The following is a 13,229-nucleotide window of genomic DNA, read 5'->3' on the forward strand; positions in this document are numbered from 1 at the left end:
TTCAGTTTTGGTGGAGCAATTCAATTTACCAACTCAATGCGTATTGGCGCGGATAAAAACGCTCAGTTTTTCAAACCCGGCAAAACTTCAAAAACCACAGGTATCGAAAAAAATCGTGTGTGGTTAAATTTGACCAATGAAGAAGGTGCTTTCAAACAAATGCTTGTAGGGTATATTGAAGGGGCAAGCAATGATTACGACAGAGGATATGACGGTCTTTCATTTGACGGAAATAAATATATTGATTTTTATAGTATAGGGGGGACAAGAAAATTTGTAATCCAGGGTCGTGCGCTGCCTTTTACAGATACTGATACAGTTCCGTTAGGATATAAGACTACCATTGCCGGAGACTTTACAATCTCTATTGATCAGGCTGATGGTATATTTACCACTCAGTCCATTTATCTGGAAGACAAAACAACGGGCAAGATTCAGGATCTGCAAGCAGCANTTTACAATCTCTATTGATCAGGCTGATGGTATATTTACCACTCAGTCCATTTATCTGGAAGACAAAACAACGGGCAAGATTCAGGATCTGCAAGCAGCAAACTATACCTTTACAACTGCAATCGGGACTTTCGCAGATCGTTTCGTGCTTCGTTATACCAACAAAACACTTGGAACAGGTGATTTCGAAAATATCGAAAACGGACTTTTGATTTCAGTGAAAGATAAAACCATAAAAGTTACTTCGGCAAAAGAAAACATCAAAGAAGTTACGATTTTTGATATAAGTGGAAAAATGATTTACACTAAAACGAAAGTAAATTCAAGTGAACTTCATCTATCAAACTTACAATCTGGAAATCAGGTTTTACTGGCAAAAGTAACTTTGGAAAATGATTATGTTGTAACGAAGAAAGTCTTATTTCAATAAATAAAAAAAACCTAAGAATACAAAAAAGTCCATTCGCCGCGACGAATGGACTTTTTTTGTAAAATCTAAAATCTTAATTTATCTCTTTTCAATCAAAATACTGACAGCATTTCCGCCAAAACCAACAGCATTAATTAAAACCTTTTTGATTGATTTAGTTTGCTTTTGCTTTTCTCCAAATGGAACTTCAATAAACCTATTATGTTGCATCATCAAAAGAGCTAATTCTAAACTCAATATTCCGGAAGCTCCAAACGTATGTCCAATTTTCCATTTATTTGTTGTCAGTAGCGGCAGTTTTGATCCGAATACTTTTTCGATAGCACGTAATTCCGTTAAATCTCCTTTGATCGTTCCGGGAGCATGCATTACGATTGCATCAATGTCTTCTAAACTTTCACCTTTTAATGCCATTTTCATCGATTTCTGAAAACAGTCTGCTTCTGCAGAAATCGAAATATTATGTTCTAAAATTTCTGTTGCATAACCAACACCTGTAATATATGCGATAGCATTGTCTTTTTCTCCAGCTTCTAAACAACAAACTGCTGCGCCTTCACCCAAAATCATAGTATTTTGAGTCTTTTCAAAATCAAAAGCGAGATTTGGCCAGCTTTCTTCTTCCTGATTAATTCGTGAATATATTTTTAAAGCTCTCATTTGAGCAATCGTAAAATCAGTCAGCGGCGCTTCACTCCCTCCTACCAAAAACTTATCAGCCATTCCGGATTTTAACCAGGCGACTCCGTTTAACAATGCATGTAGCGCTGTTGAACAAGTTATGGAATGTGAAATTTCAGGACCAACACTTTGTAAATCATGCGCAATCCAGGATGAAATATTTCCTAAAGTGGTTGTTGGAGAAGCCAAAGTCTGCGCTTTTCCGGTATCTATATACTCCTTATAATGCTTTTCGAATAAATCAGTAGCCCCGCGAGAAGATCCAATGTTTATCCCGAAGATATCATCTGAACTCCAGCCAGCTTGCTGAACTGCTTTTCGCGAAGCTGCCAAAGCAAACAACACTGAATCGTCTAAAAATTTATATTTAGGATCTGATTCCCGAATCTCAGCAACAATCTGTTTTGATTCAACGCTTAGAGCAGCAACAGATGTTTCCTGCTGATCTAAAAATTGCTTTGAAAAACAATGTTGATTATCGAGGTATTTTTGCCAAACTTCATCGATAGTATTCCCTAAAGGGGAAATAGAAGAAAAAGCGGTGATGGAGATTTTATTTGTATTCAAAATGTTTTTTTATGCTTGGTGTTTTTTTAACCGCAAAGATCGCAAAGGGTTTACGCAAAGGTCGCAAAACTTTGTAAATGTTTGAATTAATTAATTGCAAAGTTCACTAAGTTTTGTGAAAAATGGACCACGGATTACGCGGATTAAACGGATTTACGCAGATTAATAATTTGAAATCTGCGTAAATCCGTTTAATCCGTCAAATCTGCGGGCAAAATTAAACCATTTCTATGGCTTCTTCAATTGTTTTATATACTTTTTCTAGCTGATTATCTGTCATTATATACGGTGGCAGAATATAAACTATGTTCCCAACCGGTCTCAAAATAACCCCTTTATCAATAAAGAAGTTATATAATTTGTTTCGCATGGATCCGTAGTAACTTTCCTCTGAATCGGATTTGATTTCAACTGCAAAAATAACTCCCAATGTTCTGGCTGTAATTACTTTTGCATGATTTTTAATTTTCTTCTGAAATGCTAAATGACTTTTATTGATTCTCTCAATATTAGTCTGCATTTCATCCGTCTGCAATAAATCGATACTGGCCAACGCTGCTGCACAACCTGTTGGATTCGCCGTAAAAGTGTGACCATGAAATAAGGCTTTATTGATATCATCATCATAAAAAGCATCAAAAACGTCTTGCGTAAATGTTGTAATTGCCATTGGAATTGTGCCTCCGGTTAACGCTTTCGATAAACAAATCATATCTGGATCCTCTGAAACATAATCCATTGCAAAGGTTTTACCCGTTTTACCAAAACCCGTCATGACTTCATCAGCAATTGTCAGGACTTTGTTTTCTTTACAAATCTGAATTAATTTAGCTAATGCATCGGCTTCATACATCACCATTCCGGCCGCTCCCTGAACCAAAGGCTCAAAAATAAATCCGGCGCAATTGTGACTTTGAATTACATTTTTCAGCGCCTCAAAACTTTTTTGTTCCTGCCCTTTAACCGGAACCGGAATTCTGACAACATCAATAAACATTCCCTGAAAGGCTTGGGTATAAAACGAAATTCCACTTGCGGCCATTGCGGCAAAAGTATCACCGTGAAAAGCATTTTCAAAAGCAATTATCGTCGTACGTTTTTCATTTTTATTGAAGAAATACTGTAAAGCCACTTTGATCGCCACTTCAACAGCCGTTGAACCATTATCTGAAAAGAAGATTTTTTGCTGATTTTTTGGCAGGATTTCCATCAATTTCTCCGCCACTTTTATTGCCGGTTCATGGGTAAAACCGCCAAACAAAACATGTTCTAAGGTTGTTAACTGCTTATAAATCGCATCGGCAATATATTTATTACTATGCCCAAATGGGTTTACCCACCAAGAAGCAATCGCATCTATATATTCTTTATTGTTTTCATCCCAAAGCAATGCACCCTCTCCTCTGGAAATGGCAATTGGCGTTTGCGAAGTTTTGTGCTGGGTATAAGGATGCCAAAGGTATTGGCTGTCTTTTTCTGTTAAAGTCATTTCAATATATTTCAGATTGCTGATTTTAGATTTTAGATTATTCTAACGATAGAAGATTATCTCGGAATAAATCTGCGTATTCGCGAATTACGTTTTGATCGAAATATGGTTCTTCGTCTATTCTTCCAATGCATTTTATTCCGGTTTTATTGAGAATCAAACTTTCGGTTGATTTGTTTTTACTTCCGCTAAAGATAATTCCTGCCACTTTAAAACCTCGATTTTGAATTGCTTCAATAGTCAACAAAGTATGATTGATACTTCCTAAATAATGTCTCGAAACGACAATTACTTTATAATCGGGCTGGATCAAATCTACAATAGTTTCATTTTCATTTAATGGAACAAAAATTCCTCCCGCACCTTCAATAACCAAATGATTTTCTGTTTTGGGTTCGTTGATTTCTTTTAAATCAATGGTAACTCCATCAATCTCTGCAGCCAAATGCGGACTTGCAGGCGTATTTAATACATAACTGTTGGGAAAGAATTGCGATTTGGAATTTGAAACTTGAGACTTTACTTTATGACTATCCGAATTGTCTAAATCTCCTGCCTGAATCGGTTTCCAATAATCAGCTTCTAAAGCTTCAACTACTATTGCTGAAGTTATGGTTTTGCCAACATCAGTTGAAATTCCTGTTATAAATATTTTCATAGATTGTTGTTTCGCCGAGATTCACAGAGAAAACGCAAAGCAACACAAAGAATAAATAGTTTTGTGAATCTCTGCATTTTCTCTGTGAGTCTCTGTGTAATACTTTCTACAAAAATACCAATAAAACAACAAACCCATCAATTACGATGGGTTGTATTTTATTCTTCTTTTAATTCGTCGATTACTTTTTTGATTTCTTTGGCATATTTTCCGTAAAATTTATGAACCCACCATTCCAGGGCAATTCCCATAAAAAGCATACTAAAAACAACAACCAAAACCAATCCTGCCAATTGGTAATTGGTAATATCGCTTGCAAAAAAACCAGGAATTTTAGATAATTGAAAGTAAAAGAAACCTATTAAAAACAAAATTAAAAAAGGTGTTAATGCAAATCCGAAAGTTTTATACAATTCCATATTCAGCCTTATATCAAAATAAGTTTCATACAAACTATCCTTTGTTTTTAGCTCTATCGAACCCAATCTCTTATAAAAGAAGTAAAGTTTTACCAGATAATAAATGCTGACAGCTGTAAAAAGACTGTAGAGCAAATAAAATAAAACCACCCCCTTCTGAGGAAAATCGAATAATAAAGGAATAAATCCCATCAACACAATTGAAATGATTTGGTAGATAAATTCATTTTTCAAATTGTATTTAATTTTATCGAGTGGCGTATTTGCCGATTGTATTTTTTCTAAATTATTTGGAAGAACTACATTTTCAGTTTGTTCATTTTTCCATGCGTTTTGTATATCGTTAAAATCCATATCCTTGATTTTTAATAATTTCTTTTAATTTTTCTTTTGCTCTGTTTAGTTTCACTCGCGCATTTCCTTCAGAAATTCCGAGATTCTCGCCAATTTCCTTATGCGAAAAACCTTCTAACTGATAGAAAATAATCGCTTTGTCAATTTTTTCCAGTTTCTGAACTGCTTTATAAAAATGATCCAACTGACTTTCTTTGATATGCGAATCACCTTCATCGTCTTTAATATTCTCCGAAGCAATTTCATATTTATCAACTTTCCGTTTTTCCTTTCTAAGAAAAACAATCGCTGTATTTACTGCCACGCGATACATCCAGGTCGAAAACTGACTTTCATTCCGAAAAGTATCATAAGATTTCCAAAGCTGACAAACAATCTCCTGAAACAAATCTTGCTGATCGTCATGATTGTCCATGTACATCTTAGAAACTTTGTACAAAATTCCTTTGTGATTTTCTATCCGATTTAAAAACTCTTGCTCTTTTTCTTTCAAAACAGTTCTAATTCAATATTGGTTTTACACTATATCCTGATTTTCTCAATAAATTAATTACTCCTTCTTCACCTCCTAAATGTGCCGCACCAAATGCAAAAAATACACTTTCTTTTTTCATTATTTCAGGCATATTTTTTACCCAATTATTATTTCTGTTATCCAGTATAATCTTTTTAGTTTTTTCACTTGTAAATTTCTCATCTGTTGAAATAGCATACAAACCACCGATATTTTCTGATTTGTAAGCTGCTACTAACTTAGCAGTCTCTTCCGGAGTTGACTCTGCTAACATTGAAATCATTTCATCGTTTGAATAGGCATTTTCAAACATTTCAAACTGAGATTTAACGGTTTCTAATCCTCCTATCTCAATATTGCGTTTTTTAGTCTGTTCTATAAAGTCCATTTCATAAAATTTCAAATCCGTGCAGCCAAAAGTCTTCATCGAAATTAAACTCATTACTGTCAATAAACTAAAACTATCTACTTGCTGAACGGTCATTCCGGTTGTCTTTTTCAAAATTGCATCAAGTCTTGTCAATTCCTCCGGAATCAATTTTTTACTCAAAGGTTCTTTTCCCATTGCCATTTTTTGCATCTCTGTCATTTCATTTGGGTCTGCAAAATTGATTTCTAAAACTAATTTATTAGAAGCTTCGAATGCTTTTTTTGTTTTTTCTGAAAGAAAATAATCGCCACCGCAAATCATATGAATGGTTCCGTACAAATAAGACGGTTTTGATAATCCGTTTCCGGAAACTTCCCACAAAAGTGAATTTTCTAGTTTTGGAGATTTAGTTTGTGCCTGGGTTGACAAACTAAAAATAATGGCAATTACTGTAAGTACTGATTTGAATAAATTTTTCATTTTGTTGATTGATTAAAGTTATTGATTGATTTGATGATTAAAACTCCTGTTATTGCTTACTGTATTTTTTTTTTATTGAAGCAAAAGTTGCTACAAGCAGACAAATAATGATAATAAATAGATGGGGATATGGCTTACCATACATATGATGGTTTACTACTGAATACGTTAGCTGTAATGAGATTAAAAAAAGCAATACATTACAAATGATTTTTTTTACTGAAGTGATTATAGTTTTCATAAATATTTTGGTTTATTTGATTACGACTCGTAAGTAATCGAATAATCAAAACGTTACAAAAAAATTAATCTTTTTTAAAAATGTGAGGGAATTCAACTATTACACAGAGATACACAAAGCAAAAAAACAGAGATTCACAAAAAATCTTCGTGATTCTCTGTGTTACTTTGTGTATCTCTGTGGAATAATTTAAACTATAAAGACGAAATCTCTCAGAAGTTCTAAAACCTGATTGATTTCTTCTTCAGAATTATAGCTATGAATACAAAAACGCAAACGTTCCTGACCTTCCGGAACGGTTGGAGAAAGAATTGGTTTTACATCAAAACCTTTATCCTGTAATTGTTGTGCCAATTGTTTTACTTTTTCATTCCCGGGAACAATGGCAGATTGTATTGCCGATTTACTTCGGACAAACATTGGCTTTAAGCCTAACAAATTTTTCTGCTGATTGAAGAACACAATGTTTTGACGCAGTTTCTCAATGTTTTCCTTTTCAATTTCCAAATGCTGATAAGCCAATAAAATGGTGGCAACAGAATGTGGAGACAATCCTGTTGTATAAATAAAACTTCGGGCGAAGTTTATCAGATATTCTTTAAGTTCAAGACTTCCTAAAACCACTGCTCCGTGACATCCCAAACCTTTCCCGAAAGTCATAATTCGGGCAAAAATTCTATGATGTAAGTTTAGATATTGTGTCAGGCCTTCCCCCTTCTCACCAAAAACGCCAAGAGTGTGGGCTTCATCAACCACCAAATAACAATTGTACTTTTCTGAAAGCGTTACCAGTTCTTCCAGATTTGGACTGTCGCCATCCATAGAAAAAACAGTTTCCGTAACGATATAGACATTTGTGTTTGGAAATTTTAAGATAAGATGCTCTAAATCTTCAAAATCATTGTGGTTGAATTTATATGATTTGGCATTCGACATTATGATTCCGTCCCTAATTGAAGCGTGACTTAGTTCATCATACAAAATAACATCGTTTCGTTGCGGTACAGCGCTAAAAAAACCAACATTGACATCATAACCCGAATTAAAAATCAAAGCCGATTCAGCGTCTTGAAATTCAGCAATAAAAGTTTCAGCTATTTGATACAAAGAATGGTTACCGGAAATTAATCGGGAACCCGTCGCCCCATTTTGAATAATCTCATTTTCGATTAAATAATGATGTGCCATTTTGAAAATAGCTTCCGATCTTGAAAACCCAATATAATCGTTTGAAGAAAAATCGACAAGATTATTAAAACTTGGCAATTGTCTTAGCGCGTTATTTTGCTTTCGGGTTTCAAGCTTTTGAATAAGATTTTCAGGTAATTTCATAAAAACAAAGTTATGGAATTGAAATTAAATTAAACAAACAGCGGGTTTGATGTTGCCCGCTGTTTTCTAATTGATTATTATATTGCACTAATAAATGGTGATTCTCTGCTGTATTTAGATTCCAGCATTTCGGTTATCATAAAATTGACAATATCATTTGCGCTTATTTTATCTCCCAGGCAATCTTCTAAATTAACTGAAATTTCAGTACTTTCATCCATAAATTCAATAAACGGAACCCGAACCTGAGTCCAATTTACATCACTTGCAATCAAAAAATCATACGCTTTTTGTCGATCTTCCTGAATTATTGGGAAATTGGCTTTCATCCAATCTGTTGCCATCATTGTTTTGAGGCTTTTTTTATCAAATGGAGTATCAATATTAAGTCCGGCCAGCAGAATATATCTTTCAATTCCATAATCCTTCATTACTTTCAAGATATTGCTTGTTGCCAAACTTGCTACAAGCGGTTCGTCTTTTCGCTGTCCCACCGTACTCAAAATAGCCTGACAATCTTTTAATAATAATTTAATAGAATTGAGATCGAGTGCATCTCCTTGAATAATTTCGATTTGCGAACTCTGAATGGTAAAACTTTCAGGATTTCTAAGCAAAAGTTTTATACTAAATTTCTGTTTCAACAACTGGTCTACAAGAAATTTCCCAGTTCTTCCGCCACCGCCTAATACGGCCACTTTATTTATATTTTTCATTATATCTTCTTTTAAAATTTGACAATATTAATTCACGCTTTATCAAAGTGACAAAACGGAAATGATAAAAGCTTACTGAGTTTTTATCTTTGAAATCAATATTTTATAAAGAGATTTTAATACTGCAAAAATATAGAATTGTGGTAAATAAAAAAAGCTATCTAACGCATCGGATGGGTTTTTCCTTTATTTCTGTCCTTCCTTCTCAAGCCATTTAAAGTTTCCTTTCTCAGTCGCATCAAGAAGATCAATATTAAGCTTGTTTGAAATATCTAAAGAAAATTGGTAGGCAGCGTCTTTATTTTCAAAACTATACATTTTGTAATGTCTGTTTTTAACATACCAAAGACTTGTTCCATATTCGCCCCACTTATCCTGGAAAAATGAAACATATTCAAACTCCGTTACTTTAGATTTTACATCATATGAAAATGGTCCAACAATATATCTGGAAATAATAAGATTGGTATCCAGGTCTACAAGCAAATTCTTGGTAGCAGAAAATTTTAATCCGTAAACAAAACAATATGTTCCAAAAAAAACTAATCTTACACAGGCTCTAATACAGATTTCTGTTGATACTTCAATAAAACCATAGTAAACAATTAATGTTACCATATAAATTATAGCACTATAAAAAACTGAAGCTAGTAATAACTCATACCAACTTCTTTTTTTCTCGAAAATTGCAACTTCGTATTCTATCTTTTCTTTCATTTTCCAAAAATAAAAAAAGCCAAACATTTCTGTTTGGCCTTTTCATTTATTTTGAAACTGTTTTAGTCAACTAAAACAATTACTTTATTGTCTTTCATTTCGATAGTACCTGACGTAATCTCTAATGTATAGGTTTGGTCATTTACTTTCGTGAATTTATCCGCTACATCTTTAGAAAAATTGAAACTTGAAGCTGCAATTTTAATAGTTCCTTTTTCCAGAATAGAAACAATAGGAGCGTGATGATTCAATATTTGAAAGCTTCCATCAACTCCAGGTAATGTAACAGATGTTATTTCTCCTGAAAATAATTTTGCTTCTGGTGATACTATTTCTAAAATCATATTTTTTTTAGTTAATAGTTGATGATTGATGGTTGATGGTTGCTTTCTAACAACTGACAACTAACAACTAACAACCAATATTATTATGCTTCAGCTAACATTTTTTCTCCAGCTTCGATAGCATCCTGAATAGAACCTTTCAAGTTGAAAGCTGCTTCCGGAAGATGATCTAACTCACCGTCGATAATCATGTTGAATCCTTTGATAGTATCTTTAATGTCAACCAATACTCCAGGAATACCTGTAAATTGCTCCGCTACGTGGAAAGGTTGAGACAAGAAACGTTGAACACGACGTGCTCTTGATACAGATAATTTATCTTCTTCAGATAACTCTTCCATACCCAAAATCGCGATAATATCTTGCAATTGTTTGTATTTCTGAAGAATCTCTTTTACTCTTTGTGCGCAGTCGTAGTGTTCAGCTCCTAAGATTTGAGGAGTCAAAATTCTTGAAGTAGAATCTAACGGGTCAACCGCTGGATAAATACCTAACTCAGCAATTTTACGAGACAATACAGTTGTAGCATCTAAGTGAGCAAACGTTGTTGCTGGTGCCGGGTCAGTTAAATCATCCGCAGGAACGTAAACCGCCTGTACAGATGTAATAGATCCTTTGTTTGTAGATGTAATACGCTCTTGCATAGCTCCCATCTCTGTTGCCAAAGTTGGTTGGTATCCTACTGCAGAAGGCATACGACCTAAAAGTGCTGATACCTCAGAACCTGCTTGTGTAAAACGGAAGATGTTATCAACGAAAAACAATACGTCCTTACCTTGATCAGTTCCAGCTCCATCACGGAAATACTCAGCGATAGATAATCCTGAAAGCGCTACACGCGCACGAGCTCCAGGAGGCTCATTCATTTGTCCGAAAACGAAAGTAGCTTTAGACTCTCTCATTCCTGGCATATCTACTTTAGATAAATCCCATCCTCCATTTTCCATAGAGTGCATGAAATCATCACCATATTTAATAATTCCTGACTCTAACATCTCACGAAGCAAGTCATTTCCTTCACGTGTTCTTTCACCTACTCCTGCGAATACTGAAAGTCCACCGTGACCTTTTGCGATATTGTTGATCAACTCCTGAATCAATACTGTTTTACCAACACCTGCACCACCAAACAATCCAATTTTACCCCCTTTTGCATAAGGTTCAATTAAATCGATTACTTTAATACCTGTGAATAAAACTTCAGAAGAAGTTGATAAATCTTCGAATTTAGGAGCTGGTCTGTGAATAGACAAACCGTTTTCTCCTGTTTTTGGCAAGTTTCCTAAACCATCAATTGCATCTCCAATTACATTGAATAATCTTCCATATACATCTGCACCGATTGGCATTTGGATTGGATTACCAGTTCCAACTACTTCATATCCTCTAGACAAACCGTCTGTAGAGTCCATAGAGATTGTACGAACAGTGTTTTCTCCAATATGAGATTGTACTTCTAGAACTAACAATGTTCCGTCTTTTTTTGTGATTTCTAATGAATCATAAATTTTTGGAAGTTCAACATCTTTACCGTTGAAAACTACATCAACTACTGGTCCAATGATTTGAGCAACTTTTCCTATTACTTTTGACATTACTTATGTATTTATTAAATAGCTATTTAGGTTTATCGAAAATACCTCTTTTTTCAGAGCGCAAAGATAATTTTTTAAAATATAAAATCAATTTTTTTTTCATAAAAAATACCATGATTTTGTTTGATTCCTAAAAGACAGGCTTCAAATATCTAAAATGGCAATTTTTTATCAAATAAAAAAAGCCACTACATTTTAGAAATGAGTGACTTTCTTACTAAAAAAAATTGGCTTTATTGAATTACTTGCGGATATTGAATTGGGTATAAGGCCAAATCAACATGACGCAGTGTAGAACCATATTTCGCATTAATGGCATCTATAAAAATATTAGCAATTAAACCATAACCTCTTGCACTTGGATGAACTCCATCTAAAGAAAAAGCACCTCCTGTAGCAAATGAAGACGACATGGTGAAATTTCCAAATCGAATTCCGCCGCTTGCTAATTGCGTTAAGGTTGCTCTTGTATCAACAAAAGCCAGATCTTTTTCCTTAGCTACTGCCTCAATTGTTACATTATACGCATCTGTTGCTTTTTTAACCTCAGCTGCTTCTGTTGGAATAAGCACATGTTTATCTTGTAACGGATAAGTTATTCCAAATTTATTTAAAGGAGCAGGTGGTGCAATTCCTAAACCAGAATTTGCTGCAGTTGGAGGCATACCAATATCTGGTCTTGTTGTCAAAACTACTAAATCTGTTGCTTTAGCTTGTCTGGCCTGGCCAAATACAGTACCGTAAAAAGCAGCAGTCTGCGCTCCTAATGTTGGAGTAAATGCAGCAGTTAACTGTGCTGATAAATTTGTCAAACTCTCATCTTTTATTAGAAGAGGATGATTTGCAGCCGTTTCAGACAATAAATTAATTCTGTCTCCTGCACCAAAAGCAGTTAATGCTTGTTTTAACGGGCCATATAATTGTGCATTCAATGCTTGTATTGTCGCTTTACCTACAGCTTCACTACCGCCACCAAGTATTTTAGTCGTCACTGGATTATACGGAACTGTTGTAAAATAAGGGAGTGCCGTGATGTATGGCAAATTTGCCACAACGCCTTTTGCACCTTTAGCAGTAAGTCCTGTAACTAAATTACTATATACACTCGCGAACACTGTTGGATCTGTAATATCATTTCCTCCATAGGTCGACGGATTAGGATTTCCAGTCTGATCCTTTCCTATTCCTCCTGAAGTTGCATAGGATAAAACGTCATTTCCTCCAATAAACAAAGAGAAAAACGTTGGATTCTGAGCAATTGCATCTGCTAAAACCGAAGTCCCTGGAGCACTTGAAAATCTGGCAAAATATGGATTTGCAGCGCCAGTCGCGACACCGGCAACATTTCCGTAACCCGCCGCCAGTAAATGAAAACTTTTAGCACCCGGAACACCTAAATTACCAAATGTACCTGTAAGATGAGCCGTAACCTCAGTTGTTGGTTTTCCCGGAACATTTACAGGAGTCAGAGTTTCTCCAACAAAATATAAACGTGTCCCTGCGATCACATTTCCTCCCAGCAACAAACCACCAATATTATCATTCATATATGGCGTTGCAAAAGCACCTCCTCCGGCCGCAACAAATTGTTGTGCCAAAATATTAGTATAGGCTCCATCCTGCCCTTTTTTAAAGAGCGCATTATCACTATAACCCGCTGCAAAAGAATCTCCAAGGGCAACATATTTTGTAAAAACTGCTGACCCGGGTACAACAGGCACTTCTGCGGGCGCATCACTATCATCATTATTACACGCCATAAAGGTTAAAGAAACCAATAAAAGCCATTTTATATTTTTTTTCATGTCATTAAGTTTAAAATTATTACATCCTTTTATTTTCTTTCGTTTAGAATAATAGAAAGAAAAC

13 protein-coding genes and 1 pseudogene are annotated in these 13,229 nt (G+C 34.8%); 2 read left to right on the forward strand and 12 right to left on the reverse strand.

What is annotated here, in order from left to right:
• A pseudogene (locus tag ASC72_RS24055) lies at positions 1-453 on the forward strand (hypothetical protein); the annotation flags it as partial.
• Between the two features lie 217 nt (positions 454-670).
• Positions 671-883 carry a T9SS sorting signal type C domain-containing protein gene (locus ASC72_RS24775; protein WP_371258440.1) on the forward strand — a complete coding sequence of 71 codons (213 nt, stop codon included), beginning with the start codon at positions 671-673 and terminating at the stop codon, positions 881-883.
• Between the two features lie 78 nt (positions 884-961).
• Here ASC72_RS24775 and ASC72_RS06380 read toward each other — a convergent pair whose 3' ends face one another.
• From ASC72_RS06380 to ASC72_RS06435, 12 genes are all read right to left on the reverse strand, one after another.
• Positions 962-2,131 carry a beta-ketoacyl synthase N-terminal-like domain-containing protein gene (locus ASC72_RS06380; protein WP_056188555.1) on the reverse strand — a complete coding sequence of 390 codons (1,170 nt, stop codon included), beginning with the start codon at positions 2,129-2,131 and terminating at the stop codon, positions 962-964.
• Between the two features lie 217 nt (positions 2,132-2,348).
• The gene (gene bioA, locus ASC72_RS06385) at positions 2,349-3,620 is read right to left on the reverse strand and encodes an adenosylmethionine--8-amino-7-oxononanoate transaminase (RefSeq protein ID WP_056188557.1); all 1,272 of its coding nucleotides are present in this window, start codon (positions 3,618-3,620) and stop codon (positions 2,349-2,351) included.
• 37 nt (positions 3,621-3,657) lie between these two features.
• Positions 3,658-4,278, reverse strand: a complete 621-nt coding sequence (gene bioD, locus ASC72_RS06390) for a dethiobiotin synthase (RefSeq protein ID WP_056188560.1) — start codon at positions 4,276-4,278, stop codon at positions 3,658-3,660.
• A 158-nt stretch (positions 4,279-4,436) separates the two neighbouring features.
• Entirely contained in the window at positions 4,437-5,051 is a 615-nt protein-coding gene (locus ASC72_RS06395; RefSeq protein ID WP_056188562.1) for a hypothetical protein, read from the reverse strand.
• A complete protein-coding gene (locus ASC72_RS06400) occupies positions 5,041-5,544 on the reverse strand; it encodes an RNA polymerase sigma factor (RefSeq protein WP_056188564.1) in 504 nt (167 codons plus the stop codon). The genes ASC72_RS06395 and ASC72_RS06400 overlap by 11 nt, the downstream gene beginning before the upstream one ends.
• A 7-nt stretch (positions 5,545-5,551) precedes the next feature.
• Positions 5,552-6,415 carry a TraB/GumN family protein gene (locus tag ASC72_RS06405; protein ID WP_056188566.1) on the reverse strand — a complete coding sequence of 288 codons (864 nt, stop codon included), beginning with the start codon at positions 6,413-6,415 and terminating at the stop codon, positions 5,552-5,554.
• Positions 6,416-6,845: 430 nt separating this feature from the next.
• Positions 6,846-7,988, reverse strand: coding sequence for a pyridoxal phosphate-dependent aminotransferase family protein (locus tag ASC72_RS06410; RefSeq protein ID WP_056188568.1), 1,143 nt, complete (start codon positions 7,986-7,988; stop codon positions 6,846-6,848).
• Positions 7,989-8,065: 77 nt separating this feature from the next.
• Positions 8,066-8,704 carry an NAD(P)-dependent oxidoreductase gene (locus ASC72_RS06415; protein ID WP_056188572.1) on the reverse strand — a complete coding sequence of 213 codons (639 nt, stop codon included), beginning with the start codon at positions 8,702-8,704 and terminating at the stop codon, positions 8,066-8,068.
• Between the two features lie 186 nt (positions 8,705-8,890).
• On the reverse strand, positions 8,891-9,421 hold the full coding sequence (locus ASC72_RS06420) for a hypothetical protein (RefSeq protein ID WP_056188577.1): 531 nt from the start codon (positions 9,419-9,421) through the stop codon (positions 8,891-8,893).
• A gap of 62 nt (positions 9,422-9,483) precedes the next feature.
• The gene (locus ASC72_RS06425) at positions 9,484-9,765 is read right to left on the reverse strand and encodes a F0F1 ATP synthase subunit epsilon (RefSeq protein WP_056188773.1); all 282 of its coding nucleotides are present in this window, start codon (positions 9,763-9,765) and stop codon (positions 9,484-9,486) included.
• An 83-nt stretch (positions 9,766-9,848) separates the two neighbouring features.
• A complete protein-coding gene (gene atpD, locus ASC72_RS06430; protein ID WP_056188579.1) occupies positions 9,849-11,360 on the reverse strand; it encodes a F0F1 ATP synthase subunit beta in 1,512 nt (503 codons plus the stop codon).
• Between the two features lie 233 nt (positions 11,361-11,593).
• On the reverse strand, positions 11,594-13,165 hold the full coding sequence (locus ASC72_RS06435; RefSeq protein ID WP_056188583.1) for a G-D-S-L family lipolytic protein: 1,572 nt from the start codon (positions 13,163-13,165) through the stop codon (positions 11,594-11,596).
• Between the last annotated feature and the right edge of the window lie 64 nt (positions 13,166-13,229).

This window comes from Flavobacterium sp. Root420 (assembly GCF_001427905.1).
Classification (GTDB): domain Bacteria; phylum Bacteroidota; class Bacteroidia; order Flavobacteriales; family Flavobacteriaceae; genus Flavobacterium.

Coding starts and splice junctions, on each gene's coding strand:
- bioA (WP_056188557.1), bottom strand. CDS start 3,620: ATGACTTTAACAGAAAAAGACAGCCAATACCTTTGGCATCCTTATACC.
- bioD (WP_056188560.1), bottom strand. CDS start 4,278: ATGAAAATATTTATAACAGGAATTTCAACTGATGTTGGCAAAACCATA.
- ASC72_RS06395 (WP_056188562.1), bottom strand. CDS start 5,051: ATGGATTTTAACGATATACAAAACGCATGGAAAAATGAACAAACTGAA.
- ASC72_RS06405 (WP_056188566.1), bottom strand. CDS start 6,415: ATGAAAAATTTATTCAAATCAGTACTTACAGTAATTGCCATTATTTTT.
- ASC72_RS06410 (WP_056188568.1), bottom strand. CDS start 7,988: ATGAAATTACCTGAAAATCTTATTCAAAAGCTTGAAACCCGAAAGCAA.
- ASC72_RS06415 (WP_056188572.1), bottom strand. CDS start 8,704: ATGAAAAATATAAATAAAGTGGCCGTATTAGGCGGTGGCGGAAGAACT.
- ASC72_RS06420 (WP_056188577.1), bottom strand. CDS start 9,421: ATGAAAGAAAAGATAGAATACGAAGTTGCAATTTTCGAGAAAAAAAGA.
- ASC72_RS06425 (WP_056188773.1), bottom strand. CDS start 9,765: ATGATTTTAGAAATAGTATCACCAGAAGCAAAATTATTTTCAGGAGAA.
- atpD (WP_056188579.1), bottom strand. CDS start 11,360: ATGTCAAAAGTAATAGGAAAAGTTGCTCAAATCATTGGACCAGTAGTT.
- ASC72_RS06435 (WP_056188583.1), bottom strand. CDS start 13,165: ATGAAAAAAAATATAAAATGGCTTTTATTGGTTTCTTTAACCTTTATG.